14 protein-coding genes and 1 pseudogene are annotated in these 17,003 nt (G+C 37.3%); 1 reads left to right on the forward strand and 14 read right to left on the reverse strand.

Translation table 11 applies throughout. The features are described from left to right. Positions 1-51: 51 nt before the first annotated feature. Positions 52-528, reverse strand: a complete 477-nt coding sequence (locus ACTNB3_RS08185; protein WP_441025024.1) for a DUF554 family protein — start codon at positions 526-528, stop codon at positions 52-54. A 320-nt stretch (positions 529-848) separates the two neighbouring features. Here ACTNB3_RS08185 and ACTNB3_RS08190 point away from each other — a divergent pair, with 320 nt between their 5' ends. Further along, on the forward strand, positions 849-1,202 hold the full coding sequence (locus tag ACTNB3_RS08190; RefSeq protein ID WP_427808835.1) for a cupin domain-containing protein: 354 nt from the start codon (positions 849-851) through the stop codon (positions 1,200-1,202). A gap of 177 nt (positions 1,203-1,379) precedes the next feature. Here the strand turns inward: ACTNB3_RS08190 and ACTNB3_RS08195 are convergent, their stop codons facing one another. The 13 genes and pseudogenes from ACTNB3_RS08195 to ACTNB3_RS08255 all read right to left on the reverse strand — a co-directional run bounded on the left by ACTNB3_RS08195 (position 1,380) and on the right by ACTNB3_RS08255 (position 16,995). Then, positions 1,380-1,589 (reverse strand): hypothetical protein, encoded by a 210-nt coding sequence (locus ACTNB3_RS08195; RefSeq protein ID WP_441025026.1) that lies wholly within the window; start codon positions 1,587-1,589, stop codon positions 1,380-1,382. Positions 1,590-1,655: 66 nt separating this feature from the next. Further along, positions 1,656-2,372, reverse strand: a complete 717-nt coding sequence (locus ACTNB3_RS08200; RefSeq protein ID WP_441025027.1) for a tetratricopeptide repeat protein — start codon at positions 2,370-2,372, stop codon at positions 1,656-1,658. A gap of 198 nt (positions 2,373-2,570) precedes the next feature. Continuing rightward, positions 2,571-2,726, reverse strand: a pseudogene (locus tag ACTNB3_RS08205) (sporulation transcriptional regulator SpoIIID); the annotation flags it as partial. Beyond that, on the reverse strand, positions 2,713-4,287 hold the full coding sequence (locus ACTNB3_RS08210; RefSeq protein WP_441025029.1) for a recombinase family protein: 1,575 nt from the start codon (positions 4,285-4,287) through the stop codon (positions 2,713-2,715). The gene ACTNB3_RS08210 and the pseudogene ACTNB3_RS08205, both read right to left, overlap by 14 nt. Positions 4,288-4,390: 103 nt before the next feature. Then, positions 4,391-7,294, reverse strand: a complete 2,904-nt coding sequence (locus tag ACTNB3_RS08215) for a TrlF family AAA-like ATPase (RefSeq protein ID WP_441025031.1) — start codon at positions 7,292-7,294, stop codon at positions 4,391-4,393. A 28-nt stretch (positions 7,295-7,322) separates the two neighbouring features. Then, a complete protein-coding gene (locus tag ACTNB3_RS08220; protein WP_441025032.1) occupies positions 7,323-8,270 on the reverse strand; it encodes an RloB family protein in 948 nt (315 codons plus the stop codon). A gap of 3 nt (positions 8,271-8,273) precedes the next feature. Beyond that, the gene (locus tag ACTNB3_RS08225; protein ID WP_441025034.1) at positions 8,274-9,659 is read right to left on the reverse strand and encodes an AAA family ATPase; all 1,386 of its coding nucleotides are present in this window, start codon (positions 9,657-9,659) and stop codon (positions 8,274-8,276) included. A gap of 151 nt (positions 9,660-9,810) precedes the next feature. Continuing rightward, positions 9,811-9,987 (reverse strand): hypothetical protein, encoded by a 177-nt coding sequence (locus tag ACTNB3_RS08230; protein WP_441025035.1) that lies wholly within the window; start codon positions 9,985-9,987, stop codon positions 9,811-9,813. A gap of 438 nt (positions 9,988-10,425) precedes the next feature. Beyond that, positions 10,426-11,760, reverse strand: coding sequence for a VapE domain-containing protein (locus ACTNB3_RS08235; protein ID WP_427820703.1), 1,335 nt, complete (start codon positions 11,758-11,760; stop codon positions 10,426-10,428). After that, positions 11,684-12,382 (reverse strand): CHC2 zinc finger domain-containing protein, encoded by a 699-nt coding sequence (locus tag ACTNB3_RS08240; RefSeq protein ID WP_441025037.1) that lies wholly within the window; start codon positions 12,380-12,382, stop codon positions 11,684-11,686. Before ACTNB3_RS08240 ends, ACTNB3_RS08235 begins: the two co-directional genes overlap by 77 nt. Positions 12,383-12,862: 480 nt before the next feature. Continuing rightward, entirely contained in the window at positions 12,863-15,196 is a 2,334-nt protein-coding gene (locus ACTNB3_RS08245) for an ABC transporter permease (RefSeq protein ID WP_441025039.1), read from the reverse strand. Between the two features lie 2 nt (positions 15,197-15,198). Then, positions 15,199-15,876, reverse strand: a complete 678-nt coding sequence (locus ACTNB3_RS08250) for an ABC transporter ATP-binding protein (RefSeq protein WP_427820706.1) — start codon at positions 15,874-15,876, stop codon at positions 15,199-15,201. A 75-nt stretch (positions 15,877-15,951) separates the two neighbouring features. After that, positions 15,952-16,995: a sensor histidine kinase gene (locus tag ACTNB3_RS08255; RefSeq protein WP_441025069.1), complete on the reverse strand. Its 1,044-nt coding sequence runs from the start codon at positions 16,993-16,995 to the stop codon at positions 15,952-15,954. Positions 16,996-17,003 lie beyond the last annotated feature (8 nt).

Here is a 17,003-nt window from a genome sequence, read left to right on the forward strand (position 1 = left end):
CGTTATTGATTGCGTTCCCTATATAGTAAAGCATATTTTCTCATCCAGATTCTAACTTAATATGAAATCGGCAAAAAAGCCGCTATGACCGCAAACCCAAGTGACGGAAGCCTGTTTGCAACCCTCATTTTCTTTCCCCAGACCAAATTTATTCCCACACAGAAGATCAAAATAGAACCGATCATAGAGAGATAATTCAGCGCGAGATCCGTCATGATCGGTTTCAGTAGTGTTGCCAGCAACGTGATCGCACCTTCGAACACGAAAACAGGAATTGCGGAAAACACGCATCCTTTCCCAAGAGAACAAGTCAAAACCATTTACAAAATTCTTATCTTTTGCATTTCCGGTTTTCCTCTTCAACCATTCGCCAAACCGCTCAAACCATTCTTCGATATTGATCATTTCTCCGACCAGAGCGCCCAGCGCGATACAGAGGACGACCATCATTGCCTGCCCGCTCACCAGTGCGCCATTTTCAATCTTCATCACGCCCGCCGTATTGATAGCTGTTCCTAACCCTGCCATTTTATATACCTCTTATCCGTTTCTTTCGTTCGCTGCTCCTTCCAAAGTCTTGCGCATCGGATATACATCATTTTATCTCTTTATCCTTCTTAAGACAACTGACAATTGCAGAAAAAATGACTGGGGCGGGTACGGTAGCCACTTTTGCAGATATGTACCCGTCCCTCCAGTTCACCCATCCCCGCCCGGTCACCAAAATCGAAATAAATACATATGATATATCAAAAGCGTCAAAGGTTATTTCTATGATACCTCGCAATTGCACACCACATATATCTCACGATTTCAGACCATATGTAACAAATGTCGAGCAAAAAGCAATGAACAACACCAATTTCCGTACTGCCATTTGGACGGGCCGTTACGCACAGATGACTCTGATGAGCATTCCTGTCTGTTCAGATATTGGACTGGAAATTCATCCGGAAACGGATCAGATTATTCGGATCGAACAGGGAATGGCGCTGGTGAAAATGGGGCAGCGCAAAAATGAATTGAAGTTTCAGATGGAAGTCTGCAAGGATGATACCATTTTTGTTCCAGCCGGAACATGGCATAATGTGATCAATATTGGCAGAACGCCTTTGAAAGTTTCTTCGATTTATGCACCGCCCCACCACCCGGCTGGAACGGTTCACCGCACGAAAGAAGAGGCGGAGGCGGCTCACAATTAACCGGAAGCTCCCAAATTGTGATATGCATGACGCAAAAATCCCTGTATAGTTTTCAGAATCTATACAGGGATTTTCTACTGTGCAAAATCATGCAAATGGCATTATGCTCACAATACACCAAACAGTTTCTCCCAGTGGTCATCATTTATGATCCTTTCACTGGGTGCATCTGCATTTTCAAGCATACTTTCCGCGCAATTCCAAGAAAAGAAGTGGATTTTCATCAAACCTGGCTCCGATTCCATATAACGCCTTCCATTTGTCCGCTTCGAACTTTTCCCTCCACGGCAGAATTTTCTCCGAGAACTCCCCTTCCTGCTCATCCAACAAAAATCCGTTTTTCGTAATTCGAAAACGCAGTCGCTTCTGTATTTCTACTTGTTTCATCTCCTATATCCTCTGTTCCCCGGTTTGCAAATTGTTTCCAGACCGCTTATTTTATATAAAGCAATTTTACATAAACGGCAGATCTTCATCAAAGAAATCAAAGTCATCGTCTTCCTCGTCAAAATCCGGGAAATCAAAATATTTCTCCAGATACTCTTCGTATTTCTGAATCGCCTTGTCGATCTGCTTTTTCTCTTTTTTCTTTCCTTCTGCTTCATACAATTTAGATGCAGCCGTAAACATAATATCATTTTCATCTAAACAATCTGTTTTATCAAAAATAAACTGATCCACCAGCTTCTCCGCTGCATCAAATTCTTTTGTTTTTATATAAGCGTAAACTCCTGCCGTTGCCGCCATAATATTTTCAGGTTCTTTCTGTATCCACTCTTTACAAAATCGAACCGCTTCCTCCGTTCGTCCGAGCGATTCGAGGGCAGATGATTTTCTGAATTTCAAATCAGAACCGGTATAGTCCGGCCAGCTGAACATAGTGAGCAAATCATCGCACATTTTCAGCAGTATCTCATGCTCGCCTCTCATATCCATCTCATCAAAGCAATCCTCAATCCATCCCTGAATATCGTATTCATAATCGGTAATATCATCGATCATTTCTATTTCGGATGCAAAATTCGGATTATTCTGTCTTTCTTCGCGAACAATTTCCTTCAGAAGCTCGAACGCCTGCTGCCAGCAATTTCCATCCGCTTCTTCACGAATCATATTGTTATAGCATTTTGCCGTCAGTTTATTGAATGTTTTCCATTTCTTATTCTGCATATTATTTTCTCCATATGTGTAAGTAAGTAACTCGGTTTACTGTTTGATAGAATTGCTCCAATTTTTCATTATACTCTTTCTAGGGGATGATGGAAACATAAATATTGTAGTACTGAGAACTATTTATTGAGGGGAAACTATGTTCTGGACATGAAATGTGAAATGGTTGGGAGCACAGCAAGCTTCCAACCACTTTCTTCAATGATGTTCCATATGTAAATATTTTTCTCGGGTGGCAAGTCCACCGCGGATATGGCGCTCGGACTTGTTGAGATCCAGTATCTTCCGTGCATCTGCTGCTAAAGCCGGGTTGATCTGGAGGAGACGTTCAGTACAGTCTTTATGTATGGTCGTTATTATCAGGAACGGTTTTATTGTTGCGATTGGATTCGTCCTCTATCAGGATCGTTTCGTCCAAACCCAAATCTCCCAGAAGACGAAGGTAAATATCAACATTTCCACCTTTATCCACTTCTATCTTTTGAATCAGTTTTTTGAGTTGTATATTTGTCATCTGGCGAACATCCGTGATATCTTCAATTGTTTTAAATGTATTATTCAAAATCGCTTCCAGCTGTTCCCCTTTGGTAAGATGATAAGACACCATCTTCAGTTCATTTTCCAGACGCTCGATTTCCTGTCTCATTCCACCGATTTTCTCATTCAATTCCTCCCTAGTAATAAGATCATCGGTATACATGTCCATGTATTTCTGTCTGGTCTTTTGAAGTTTAGAGAGCTGTGCAGTCACCTCTTTCTCATATTCCAGATTTTCATCCTTTGCTTTGTAAACACGCTGGAATTCATTGACTACATGGTTGATCACCTTTTTCTTCTGCTTCAATACTTCCGCAAAATATTCCTGCAGAACTTCAATCAGCTCGTCTTCATCCACTGTCACCGCATTCGGACAACTGTCTGCCCCACGTCCATTATGTCCGGAACACACCCAGCGAACATAGGTATTCTTATAAGTACGCACAGTCCGACGGAAGGACCAGCCACATTCCTTGCATTTAATCAACGTAGAGAACAGATATTTATTGCTTTGGCGTTCATGCTTCATATTGAACGACGCATGCCGGGAATGAAGGGTTTCCCCTGCCTTTTCAAATGTCTGGTCATCAATGATCCGAAGTTCCGGGCGCTCCACAACCATCCATTCCGTCTCATCTTTATCCGCTCTCTGGCCAGTCAGGAAGTCCGTCACTTCCTGTTTTCCATTAATGATTTTTCCTGTATAAATCTCATTGGTCAAAATCCGGCAAATGGCATTTTGACTCCACTTGCAGTTCCGCTTTGTAGTCAGCCCTTTTTCATTCAGCATATTGGCAATCTTCGTAGCACCGTAACCTTCTTCTGTATACCACTGATAAATCTGGCGGATGACCTTGGCTTCTTCTTCATTAATAGCCAGATTAAAATAATCGCCAATGGTCTTATCATATCCGTATACAATATTGGGAACCCGTCCCTTTTCTGCGTTCATTTTCTTACCAAATTTTACACGCTTAGAAGTGTTGGCACTTTCCTCCTGGGCAAGAGCACCGAAAATAGTCAGAACAAATTCACTGTTTCCCATGCTGGTCATATTGGCTGTGAGAAATTGGGTTTCAATACCTAATGCTTTCAGTTTTCGGACATTCTGCAAAAGATCTACCGTATTTCTGGCGAAACGGGAGATATCTTTCACCACGACCATGTCAAACAAGCCATGCTCCGCATCAGACATCATGCGAAGGAATTCTTTACGATTTTTAATTTTGGTTCCGGAAATACCCTCGTCTGCATATAATCTTACTAGGGTGTCACCGGTACGTTTGGTGTATTCGGAGAAAAACTCCTTTTGGGCTTCCAGGCTGTTGAGCTGATCGGTTTTATCGGTGGAAACACGACAATAGGCTGCTATGTTCATGTCGGATGACCTTTCTGTTATATTTATATCGTTCTGTTACTACTTTATTCTACATTATTCCGAAATGAAATGCAAGGTTACTATCAATAACCTTGCATCTCTTTTATTTTATAAAATATTTTTCGTCCCTTTTTCTAAATGAATACATTGTCCCCTCTAAAATAGTTACAATACTATCATTTATTTCAGGATTCTCGATTCCTCCAGCCAGAACACTTACCCTCTGACCATCTTCTTTATCAATTTTAACATAAATAATCTGATCTGAGTCTGCAACAACGGCCAAATTAGGATTATGCGTAACTAAAATAATCTGCCTCCTCTTTTTTGCGGCTTGAATAAATGGTACCAATACCTTCGCAACACTTTGGTTATCCAAATTATCTTCTGGCTGATCTATAATCAAAGGTGTATCTCTTAAATCCAGTAACAAATAAAAAATAAGCAATAACGCACCTCTTTCTCCTGGTGACAAATTATCAAGTGTTTTTTCATCACTAATCAATTCATATTTATTACTTATGTATGTCATCCCGTATAAGTAATTATAAAAATCCAACATTTTATTTGTCTTAATTTGAGATTCTACATCAATTGAATAGTTTTTTAAACACTTAACAATCATTTCTGGAATCTGCGAGTATTGATCTATGCTATCTATACTACTCAGTTCTTCAACAGATTTGTGTAATTGATAATTATCTTCTCTAAAAGCATTTCTCTTCTGCTTATTTACAAATTCAAATAACTCTGTAGATAATCGTTCTTCTATAACAAGTCCTGCTCTGATACTAATACTATACTCATTTAACAATTCTGCATTTGACTTTAAAAATTCATCCACTGGATTTTTAAAACGATTATAAATAGAAACGATTTTCTTTTTCTCATTGCAAATATCTGCGGAAATTTTCTGCCTTTTCTCATATAGCGGATTTAAATCTTCCATTATTTTCCCTTTAACATAGATCAACTCTTCTTCTATCTTTTTTACTGCTTCTTCCTTTTCCCCTTTTTGTTTCATCCATTCTTGGTATTCGCTTATATACTTATCATATGCACGAATATTTTTATCCTCTTCAGCCACTATTTCCTTTTTATCTGCTTGTTTCTTAGATAATTGTGTCCTCAAGCCATTTTCTTCATCATTTAACATTTCCTTCGTTGCAGATAAATCGTCATCAATTTCCTTTTTCTTTTCTTCGATAGGCCTTTTGTTTACTATTAAGTTAACTATATCATCAGCATTTATATCAAATTCTTCTAATTGAATATTTAACTTGCTTTTCTCAATTTCAATTCGATTTTCAAATTCAACCAGTGATTCAAGACATCGCATAAGTTTATTGGTTGCTTTATTTTTTATAATTACTTCTTCCTCTGCATTCTTAATCTGTTTTTCTAACTCTAAAATTTCCTTTTCTAATGTTTCATACTTCTCTTGAATTTCTTCAGATAATACCGGTTTTTCAATTTTATCTGGACAAATTTTATTATGTGCCTCTAATTGATCCTTAGCTTGCTTTAATAAAGATTTTTGAAAATCACTATATGATGGCTGTAATTTTTTCTCCAATTCAATTATTTCTTTGTTTACATCATTCAAATCCGCATTCAAATAGTGAATTGCATTTTCAGAAGCCTTCGAATATTTATCAATCAGTGCTTCTAATGATTTTTCTCCTTCTCTTTCCTCTTCACTTAACCTCGAAAAAATAACACTATTAATTTCTTCTGTAAATTTTTGCAATTCGGTATCTGTACAAATTTCTTCAAAATATTGCTGTGGAATACATTGAACTCTTTCCACATTTGTCATTTCAGGTAATACTGCTAAATTTCTACTCATTCTTTCCTCTGAATTTTTCCATTTCAAGCTACAAACAAAATTATTAGCCAATTTGTTTTTTTGAAATTTTTTACTATTCAGGAAAGCAAATTTTGTATAATTTTTACTATCAGCAATCCATGCTACCGCTTCAGCCAATGCTGATTTACCATTTCCTTTATTTCCAATAATACTAACCAACCCAGCATTCAAAGGAATCTTGATTTCCTTAAACCAGATCCCCTTCTCACCTTTATATCCATCTTCCCAATCAATGGTGATTTCGTCAATATACTTTGTTGGATTCTTTTTTACACGATCCAATTCCTCTGGTAACTCTTTCAAGCAAATTCGATTATCATAATCAATCAGCGCCTGTTTTAATCCTTCAAATGTACAATCTGCTTTCACCCATGTATATTTAGTGATTAAATCATAATCTGCTTTTTCATGTGAATCAGATGCTAACATACACGGTTTTCCAAAACATTTCTTATAAAAATTAGCATTTTTAGCTTCACCCCGATTAAAATTAGGCAATTCAATTACATCAATTTTATTTGAAATAATTTCTGTCTTCGTAATATCTAAATGATTATATAATTCTTCAGGTGTAGGGTTACTTGCTTTAGAATGTTTCATTTCTTTTTCAATACTTCCATGCTTATCTCCACCATGCACGATAATTATACCACCTAGTTCATGTGTTAACTTTATTGCTTTATCAAATTCCACCGGTGAAGCCAACAGTCCTTTTGAATAATCATTTTCTCCATTACTTTCGATTACACTTTCAGTTAAATTTAATTGAGAACAAAAATTATCATATAAAGTTTTTTTATCTGCTTTTTTTAGTGTTCCTCTTATATTAATCCATTTAGGAAAAATTGCAATAAGATGGACACCACTTTTTCCTTTATCAGTTTTTAACTCTATACCAGGCAGAAAATCCACCAAATCCTTTACTTTTCCTGCATCTACAACTCCATTTTCATATATATCCCAAATCTCATCTAAGGCATCAAAATTGCTATGATCAGTAATCGAAATCATGCAAATTTCATTCTTTATTGCATTTTCAAAAATATCTTTAATTTCCATTTTTGTCCGGGATTCTTTAGAATATTTTGAATGCAAATGTAAATCCCACTTTCTCCATTGTGATCCCCTATTTATCATATTGTCATTCCCTTCTTTTTTTCTTCTCTTAGTTTCTCATGCGAGTAATCAACCTGCCTATGTTACTTCCGACGGAACATTCTAAATCTTCAATATCTTCACAAAATTTTTTCTCATTCTCAATAGCTTTATCAATTTCCTTGACAAGTATTTCCGCATGATAAGAACTTTTATTGTATCCCGGAAAAATTTTACGCAATTCATCCTCGGCATATCGTCTTTTTACAGTAACCTTAGGATTGTCCAACAATTTTTCTTTATCTAAAGTGAACACTTCATCAAAATGCAGTAACAACCAAAACTCAAAGCATGGATTTGTAACACAAAATTGAAATCCCATTTCCCTACATTTATCCAATACATATTTATATTGGTCATTTTCAGGTGTTGATACAAAGCTATCTTTATCTCTATCCACAATTAAACATATTTGGTCGAACCCTTCCTCATACGTTAAACCACCATCTTTAATGATTTCAGAGATGTCTTCAACTATATTCACTACTTCGTATTCTTCCTTCAATACTCCAATGAGTGTATTACAGGTACTTTCAATATCTTCAACCACATCATCCAACGATTTCTTCAATTGTTCATCACAAGTCTGTTTCATTGTTTTCCATATATTACGTGCCAAAACCTTGCTAGTTGTAATGACTTTTGTTTCATAAAGGTAATCCATAATCCGATTCAATAAAGATTCATAAGATATTGCTTGTTCTCTACTTTCTCGCAAATTTTCAATTACCCTATCCAATATTTTCTTCGGGTTGCTCCAACCTTCTTCACTAAAGCTTCGGATGATAGGAATTAATTCAATCAAAGGATTTATTCCGATATCTTCACGCAAAGCGTAAATTGCATCAAAATAGATAACTTCGGTATCTGAACCTTCATATACAAGAAAATATTTTTTCGTTGCCTCATCAGATTTTAACACTTTGGTACGTTCAGCAAATGTTCTACTTTCTCTCATTCATTACACCTCTTCCTCAATAGGAAATACCGTGCTGAACACTGGAACACCTCCGTATCTTCCCTCCAAATATGCCTTGTCTATTTTTTGATCAAAACGTGCATTGTACTCTTCTAAAGAGTAAATATCACTTTCTCCCGATTTTCTTTTATTTACAAACCAAATCTCATCACGACGTAACAAATCAAAATCCAACAATCGTGATTCATGAGTAGTTACAATTAATTGAAGATTTCTCCTTGCTGCTAACTGTAAAAATGTATCAACAAATTTATAAGTCAAACTTGGATGCAGACATCTGTCCAATTCATCTATTACATAAGTTTTCCCTTCACCAGAAAGTAAGACTTCTAATAAATCCAATATTCTTATTGTTCCGTCTGACTCTTCGGATATATTAAATAAAACGTTTTCTTTTCCATGTGAAAATTTAATCGTTTTACACTCAACATTTTCATCTTTATCAACATTCAAAATAAAGAAATCTCGTGCAGATCGCATTACGATTCCAAATCCTTCTAATTTTTCATTGTTTTTCATCTCTGCAGTTTTTGTTTCAATATCAGAAAGCAGATCCTCACGTATTCGTTTCGGAATATTTCCCAATACTTTTTCCGGCGAAACATCCACCATCTTAAATCCTGTAATACCTGTCCCAAACGCAGAAATAATTCTACAAACTTCTTCCACATTTTCAGTTTTAGCCATATATGAATAATCCGAAATAGGTCGATTTGGATAATTAATATCTAAATTTTTGTTTATCCACAAATATATCTCTTGAAATATGGCAGCGTTACTGTATTGTTGATATAAAGTTCTTTTATTTTTGTTCATTGTTGAAAGTAATAATATACTATCATCTTCTTGAATATCTTCTGCGTATACTTCTAATTTATCAATTAGACCTTTTTCCTGTAATGTATCACCGAATTTGAAAATTCCTCTATCGATATCCCTACTAAAAATCAACTTTTCCTTATTATCACTGGTAAGTTCTATTAACCATTCTGAAACAAACTTGCTTTGATTTAAAATCACCTCAAACCCATATGCGTAATATTTATCACCCAACATGATTTCCAATTCAAAATAACTCTCTTTTTCTTTGTTAGCATCATCTATTTTGCAATACATATCTGTATGTCCTTTAGGCAACCCATATAAAACGATACGTCGCATATAATCCAGTGCTTTTACCAAATTTGATTTTCCAGCTGCATTCGCACCATAAACTGCTGCAAATTTTAACAATTTTATCTTTTCATTATCATACACATGTGCTTTCTTATTTCTAACTTTTCCTGCAATCATAGAAAACTCTTCCGATTTACCATCTTCCCTTTCAGAAAATGATAGAAAATTTTTTACATTAAATCTGATTAACATCTCAGCACCTCCGTTCTTTCGTTCTATTTTAAGTGATTTTTTCACTTTAGTCAATATATTATACTCTTTTTCACCTTATTATATTCCACATTTAAGTGATTTTTTCACTTTAAATTCATCAACCGTCATATAAAAACACCCAACATATCTACTACGTCGAGTGTTTTTCCTCACATTCCATTTCCCGGTCAACCTGATCCGCCGCAGCCTGAATCGCTTTTTCTACCTTTTCTGAATTGGCATCTATTAAAATTTTTAGTATGTAATCGGCGGTTGCTGCCGCTGAGTTCGGATTATGAATTCTATAATTTAGTTCTCTTTTCTGCATAGCGGAGCATCCACCTCCTCCCTGCGGTTTTCTCTTTGTCCATAACTATGAGAAAATATATGAAAATAGTCCTTTAAAATATTGTGCTTCGCAAATGTAACTGAAACACACAAAAATCCATGTCGATTGCCCGACAGAGAGAGTAGATATTTTCTCTTCGGAAATGCTGCTTTCAATCTGCGACAAAGTGATGTAAACCAGAATGTCAACTACATTGAGAACACTTTTAAAAATCAGTCTATATAATTCATTCCTCTTCATGTATGAAAATAAAGTTTTCAAATTCAGTAGTTTACATTTCTATGAAAGTCTTAAAAGCACTGATATTACAAGGATTTTCCCAGAAAACCAAATGTAAACTATCTGTCAATTATCGAAAACTATTCTTCAGAAATGTTCATCTCCCCGAATGATAGAACAGCCTCTCTCGTCGGGCATTCAGAATGGTAACATCTGTTGTTCACTCTCTGTCAGTTCCCGAAATCCATCCTCGGCGTTCTGGTTTACATCATTGACGCATCTCGTCCAACCTTTCTGAGTTCCATAATTTCGGAATCTGTGAGAGCTTATTCGCTTCCAACCAACAATCTTTGTATCCATAATCTCTGCGATTTCATTGGATTCATATCGTTTTGGTTCTCCATACTGATGATCTAATGCTTCTTTCCAGATCATTTTGATACAGACATAATCTTCCCTATAATCATCCAGCCATCCTTGAATTGTCCCTGCCAATGTATCCTCCTGCATGAACTGTTCCCGATATAAGCTAATTTGCGATTCCATTTCTTTGGAAAATTTCATCAGTGCCGCCGGATTCTCCGCGGTACGATATAGGTACATAGCCTCTGCCCAGAGCTGATCAAAGTATGCTCTTGCCTCCGCTTCATCATCCAAAATATGTTTCTCTGCTTTCTCTGCGTGAATCATGATTGGCAGAAATCTTCTCGCCCCACTCCGGTCAAATGGCAAGAATTGCTTTGTATTCGTTGTCCCCGCAAAAACACATTGTCTCAGTCGGTCCTCTTCATACTGCTGATACGGAATACGAAACGTATCTTTCTGTCTGACAAGAAATGATTTGATCTCTTCGTTACTCTTAGCGCTGACTGCAGCAATCATCTCCGACATCTCCATAATCCAATGTCCACGAAGTTTTCCGTATACTTTTTCATCATTCAGATGTTTCAAATCATCAGAAAACCAGTCATCCTTTATCGCAAGAAAGCGAAAAAATGTTGATTTTCCAGCTCCTTGTGTGCCAACCAGGCAGAGCATTTCATCCATCTTATACCCCGGATGAAAAACTCGTAGTATCGCACCTATCATAAAATGCTTCAGGCATTCATATACCAATTCCGATTCATCCGCTCCCATATACCGCTTCAATACATGACGGATACGCTCCGTTCCATCCCATTGAAGTTCATTCAGATAGTCACAGATTGGATGATACTTGTTGCTATTCGCCTCTGCTCTCAATGCTTTTTTCATATTTTTCTCATTTCCCAAATCATAGTATCGTTCAAAGTAATAAAACAGAAATTCCTCCCCTTCGTCTGTCAGCGAAGTAACCCGGTCATTCCACCAGAGGATTTTTACCACATCTACTCGCTGATTCAATAAATTAAAACGCAGACTCCCGGAAAGAATCGGATCTTCTCTGAGGACGGTCATATAATTCTGCATCGTTCCTTTAACCGTTCCATTCATTGTTACCGCAAGCTGATCTTTGATATTCCTCACCGCTTCCAGATCTACCATTGATTCCATCCGACACACTGCATTCTCTCGATTTTCTTCTGACATAGTCATCACACTTTCGCTCAATTTCTTCCACCTTCTTTCTCTTTTCCTGCACCAAATGATCTCTATCCCACTTTTCACCGAACAAAAGAATATCCAGAACGTACTCAACATAGCTTAGTTCCCGTAATGCTTCCACGAAACGTTCATTCCATTCTTCCTTCGGATTCCTGGGTGCATATTGTTTCTTCCAGTCTAAAAGCATTAATCGATAATCCAAATATGCCCTTACACATCTAATCCAATCATCATCCCGTTTCTTTGTCCGTATTATTTCTGCCGTTTTAATCGAATCCTTCTTCCCTACAGGAGAGTCCCTTGACTTGCTGATGTAACTAATTCCAAAATCCTCTGCCAGTTTTACAGCCGCTTCTCTGGCACCGAGTCCAAATAGCTGTGCGGTAAAATCAACTGCATCTCCGGTACATCCACAACCGAAGCAATAATATCTGCGATCAACCTTCATACTGGGAGCGTTGTCCTTATGAAAAATACATCTGACCAACCCACTCCGATTAGGTTTAAGCCCATACAATTCCGCCGCCTGTCTAACTGTGACATTCTTCTTTACTTCTTCAAATAATCCCATCTTAGCTCCTTCCCATCTGCTGAAATATTGCATTCTGACTTTTTTTCAAAAATGAATAAATCGAATTGCTGAAGAAGGATAAAAAAGATCCCTCTATATATCCAAATTTTGAGAAGGTCTTATACAACATTTTTTCAAAATTTTTTCAAAAACATAATCTCTAGCTTCATCACCACATGAAATATATACAATTTTGAAATTTCCCTGCGAAGCTAAAATACCATTTCTATTTTTTGAAAAAATGGCAGGAAACCGAGGGTATGGGGAAGCGGAATCCCCATCAAGATTGCTACTCGCAAATATTACTAAAATCATAAAATGATGATATTGTAATACGCGGGTGGATCTTGCTCTTAAAATGCGCAAAATAAAAACCTCTGTATCCATTAATTTCTAACAGACACAAAGGTTTCGAGATTCATCGATATTAAATTTTTCTTATCCGGCAAGAGCAAGTTCCATCCGGTAATACATAATCTATCATAATTCATTAATTGTCTCTGTAATTGCCATATTCCGTATATTTTTTGTAGGAGCATAAACGGCAATAAAAGCTGAAGCAATAACAAACAATATAATAACAACAATAAGTGTCCCCGGAATATGCCATGCAATTCCAAAATGTCGGGTAATCAAGACATCATACATAAGTCTGCTTAACGGAAGCCCTGCAGCACATCCAACAATAAGACCTGAAATTGCATAAGTAAATGCTTCTGCAGAGATCATTTTCGTAAGCTGATGATCATCCATTCCGACAGCCCGCATGACCCCATATTGCCGGATTCGTGCAGATACGCTCATAGAAATACTGTTGATAATATAAAACACCGTAATCATTGCAATAATTGTCATGAAACCATATCCAATAATCCTCGTTGCCCAATAAGTGGCGGTGGTTTCCTGATTGGACTTTCGATTATCTGTAAATATCTCTTCGTTGTCTGCAAAAGTACTGATCTGCTTAATGGTTTCTTCTGTTGCGCCACTTGTCAACTTCACATTGAGCATAGTATACTTCTGTTCCCCCAGTAAATGTTCAAATGTTTCCTCAGAACATATCAGTATCATATCATCTGAAAACAATCCATCAGAGATTTCGCATGCAACTTCAACTTCTGTTCCAGCAATTTGAATTGTATCTCCAACATGTAATGGATTATTTTTATTGCAAATCGTCATAACCTTTCCATTATCACCATAAATTTCAGAGATATTTCCTTGTACCACATCCTCGGCAGCACAATCAAGCATATAGCTATCATAAGATACCATATTCACACGATCCAGAGGTACTTGTGAAGAGGATGCTGGGATATCACCCAAATATGTATTTCCATAAACTTTAGAGACTCCCGGTATTTTTCCAATCTCGTTCACCAGTGATTTTTCGATCGTACAGGCATTTGCATATCCGTTGATGGTACAATCTGGCTGCCAGGATCGCAGCGATGGAAGAAGCGCACGGGCAAAGTCCATTCCCACTGAAAAACACAAAAACATAATAATACTGAGTGCAAAAGAACCTGTCATAAGTAACCAGTTTTTTCTGGACGACATTGCATGATGAACTCCCAATGATGATTCTATTTTCAAAAGTGATTTTTTTGCCGCATGATGCACGCTTATCTGTTTTTGTGTTCCACCCAAGACTGCCGCTGCCGGTGGTACTTTGGCGGCTCCCCTTGCAGGAGACTGGGCAGCCAGAAGAACTGTCACCAGTCCTACAAGTATCCCGCTTGTAATTCCGGCTATGCTTACTGCAAATACCGGCATAGTGGAAAACTCACCACCAATCCCATATCGCAAAATTGCGCACAAACCACTGCTGGTGACAATTCCAAGAAGCACTCCTGCCGGAATTCCAAGTTTACACCAATTCAATGCCTCCAGACGAACAAACCGCATGATTTGCTGACGACTAGCACCAATACAGCGCATCATTCCAAAAAACTTTATTCTCTGGCTGATATTGCTATTCATGCTTCCCGAAATCATCAGTACACCAGCCAAAAGTACAAGAACAAACAAAACAGCCGCTATACTATACATATTTTTCATAGATTCATTTCTGCTGGCACCTGACATTCCCATCAAACCAGTATTTTCAGAAATCGTATCATCCGACAGATGATACTGTTGCTCTATTTCCGTTCTTGCTTTCGCTGCTTCCTTCGCACTTTGAAACTGTACATAAAAATTTGATGGAATACTGTCTATTCCGTTTTGCTCCACAATATGATGAAATGCCTCTCTCGTCATATACACACCGACCAGATACGACTGACCCTGATAATATTCTGGATCATCCTCACCAAAACCAGAGATTGTATACTCTGAATCTCCGGCAGGAGTACGAAGCATAACAGAATCACCAATTTTCAGATTCAAATAATCTCTCGCATTTGTCCCAAGCATGACTTCATACTCATTTTCAGGAAATTTCCCCTCTTTTAATCCATTCGAAATCTGTTCGATGTAAGAATCATCCGTGCCACACAGGACAGCCCTTTTTTCCCCGATAAAATAAGGTTGCTCTGCATTTATATTAAATACAGACGACCATCCTGTTGCTGTAACATCCGATCTTTGTCCTATCTCTGAAGCAATCTCATCCGATATATTTTCCAGCTGTATATGCCAGTTTCCATGTTTATTCAACATACGTGATGTTTCTGTCCGCACCATCATGTCTGCCATACTGAAAACTACTGTTACCAGAAATACAGAAATAATAATACAAAGCAAAGTCATACGATTTTGTTTTCTCCGCACTTTTGCAGAAATAGAAATCAGACTTAAATAGCTTTTCATGATTAGCACCTCCCCAGATCCGTCAAAACGCCATCTGACACCTGAAGTACCCGGTCTGCAATCTGTGCAATACTCCGATTATGCGTAATCATAATAATTGTCTGTGCATATTTTTTGGATGCTTCTTTCAATAGAGCAATCACTTCACTGCTGTTTTGTGAATCCAGATTTCCGGTCGGCTCATCCGCAAGAATCAGAGACGGTCTCGTTAAAAGAGCCCTCCCGATTGCTACTCTTTGCTGCTGTCCACCAGACAACTGATTTGGCAGATGATTCCGTCGTTCTTTTAAATTCAATACAGTAAGTAATTCTTCCAGATACTTTTTATTTGGTTTCTGATAATCCAGAAGCACAGGGAATATCATATTCTGTTCTACAGTTAATTCTGGAATCAGATTAAATGCCTGAAAAATGAAACCAATATTCCGGCGGCGAAAAACTGTCAGTTTCCTTTCTCTCATGGAAAAGATATCCTTTCCATCAATATACACTTTCCCGGAAGTAGGTGTATCTAATGCCCCCAAGGTGTTGAGCAGCGTACTCTTTCCAGAACCAGATTCACCAACGACCGCCACAAATTCACCCTTAGGAACAGAAAAACTCACATTTTTCAAAGCCTGTACAGCAGTCTCTCCACTGCCATACGTTTTACAAACAGATTTTACTTCTAATAAATCCATTAGATCAACACCTCTTTCTTTTTTTGATTTATTGGAAGAATATCATTGCCACCTTACTGTAGCATTACTGTAAAACTACAATTTTGTAGGAATCAAAAAATTTATGATAAATATTGTTCCTTCCCCCAATGCACTATCCACCTCAATCGTGCCATTATGTTCTTCAATAATCGCCTTTGCCAGTGGCAATCCAAGTCCCAGTCCCTGAATATCTTTTGAAAAACGACTACGATAAAACCGTTTAAAAATATGATGCAGATCTTCCGGATGAATCCCGCACCCGTTATCTTTTATCTGAATCTGAATCAAAGACGAAAACTGTCTCCATTCTATATGAACAAAATCACCCTCTTTTATATGATCCAGTGCATTTTTTACAATATTATCAATTGCTTCCATCATCCAGTCCCGATCACAATAAAGCATAAGAGAATCATCACCAGTAAAAGTAAGTGTTTTTCGATCCTGTTTGGCTCTATATGCAAAATGAAGTTCTACATCTTTCATTAGATCCTCCACATTTTCCATACGTTTTTCAAAGACAATGGAACCGGCATCCAGCTTTGTTATTTTCAAAAGGTTCTGCACCAGAGTCTCCATCCGGTCAAGCTCTTTCTCTGACAATGAAGCAAACTCCTGAATGTCAGATATACATTTTACTTCCTCTTGCATTAACCCATTATAAATATTCAATGCTGCCAACGGTGTTTTCAACTGGTGAGAAATATTCGATATGGTATTTTTCAAAAATTCTTTTTCTCTGTTTTCGTTTGACGCCTGGGCACTTAACACGGCTGCCAGAGTATTTACAGAATGAAAAAGTCTGTATATTTCCCCTTCCTCGTCACAGGCAATTCTAGCATCTATATCTCCATCCAGAAATGCATTAATCTGATCCACTGCATTTTCCAACATCCGGTTTTGTCTGCTAAAGTACCGGTAACATAAACCCAATACCATCAAAAGCAACAAAAGAAAAAGGATAAAAATCAATATTAAAGCACGAAGATTTCTAGAAAGAAACCAGACTCCTATCTCCGTTAACAGGCAAAAGCTTCCCACAACGCCTACTATCGCATAAAACAAATACTTAATTTCTCGATTTGCTATTATTTTCATCATAATCC

Origin of the sequence: Bariatricus sp. HCP28S3_D3 (genome assembly GCF_052065755.1) — a bacterium.
GTDB lineage: Bacteria > Bacillota > Clostridia > Lachnospirales > Lachnospiraceae > Allocoprococcus.

Coding starts and splice junctions, on each gene's coding strand:
- ACTNB3_RS08185 (WP_441025024.1), bottom strand. CDS start 528: ATGGCAGGGTTAGGAACAGCTATCAATACGGCGGGCGTGATGAAGATT.
- ACTNB3_RS08190 (WP_427808835.1), top strand. CDS start 849: ATGAACAACACCAATTTCCGTACTGCCATTTGGACGGGCCGTTACGCA.
- ACTNB3_RS08195 (WP_441025026.1), bottom strand. CDS start 1,589: ATGAAACAAGTAGAAATACAGAAGCGACTGCGTTTTCGAATTACGAAA.
- ACTNB3_RS08200 (WP_441025027.1), bottom strand. CDS start 2,372: ATGCAGAATAAGAAATGGAAAACATTCAATAAACTGACGGCAAAATGC.
- ACTNB3_RS08210 (WP_441025029.1), bottom strand. CDS start 4,287: ATGAACATAGCAGCCTATTGTCGTGTTTCCACCGATAAAACCGATCAG.
- ACTNB3_RS08215 (WP_441025031.1), bottom strand. CDS start 7,294: ATGATAAATAGGGGATCACAATGGAGAAAGTGGGATTTACATTTGCAT.
- ACTNB3_RS08220 (WP_441025032.1), bottom strand. CDS start 8,270: ATGAGAGAAAGTAGAACATTTGCTGAACGTACCAAAGTGTTAAAATCT.
- ACTNB3_RS08225 (WP_441025034.1), bottom strand. CDS start 9,659: ATGTTAATCAGATTTAATGTAAAAAATTTTCTATCATTTTCTGAAAGG.
- ACTNB3_RS08230 (WP_441025035.1), bottom strand. CDS start 9,987: ATGCAGAAAAGAGAACTAAATTATAGAATTCATAATCCGAACTCAGCG.
- ACTNB3_RS08235 (WP_427820703.1), bottom strand. CDS start 11,760: ATGGAATCAATGGTAGATCTGGAAGCGGTGAGGAATATCAAAGATCAG.
- ACTNB3_RS08240 (WP_441025037.1), bottom strand. CDS start 12,382: ATGGGATTATTTGAAGAAGTAAAGAAGAATGTCACAGTTAGACAGGCG.
- ACTNB3_RS08245 (WP_441025039.1), bottom strand. CDS start 15,196: ATGAAAAGCTATTTAAGTCTGATTTCTATTTCTGCAAAAGTGCGGAGA.
- ACTNB3_RS08250 (WP_427820706.1), bottom strand. CDS start 15,876: ATGGATTTATTAGAAGTAAAATCTGTTTGTAAAACGTATGGCAGTGGA.
- ACTNB3_RS08255 (WP_441025069.1), bottom strand. CDS start 16,995: ATGAAAATAATAGCAAATCGAGAAATTAAGTATTTGTTTTATGCGATA.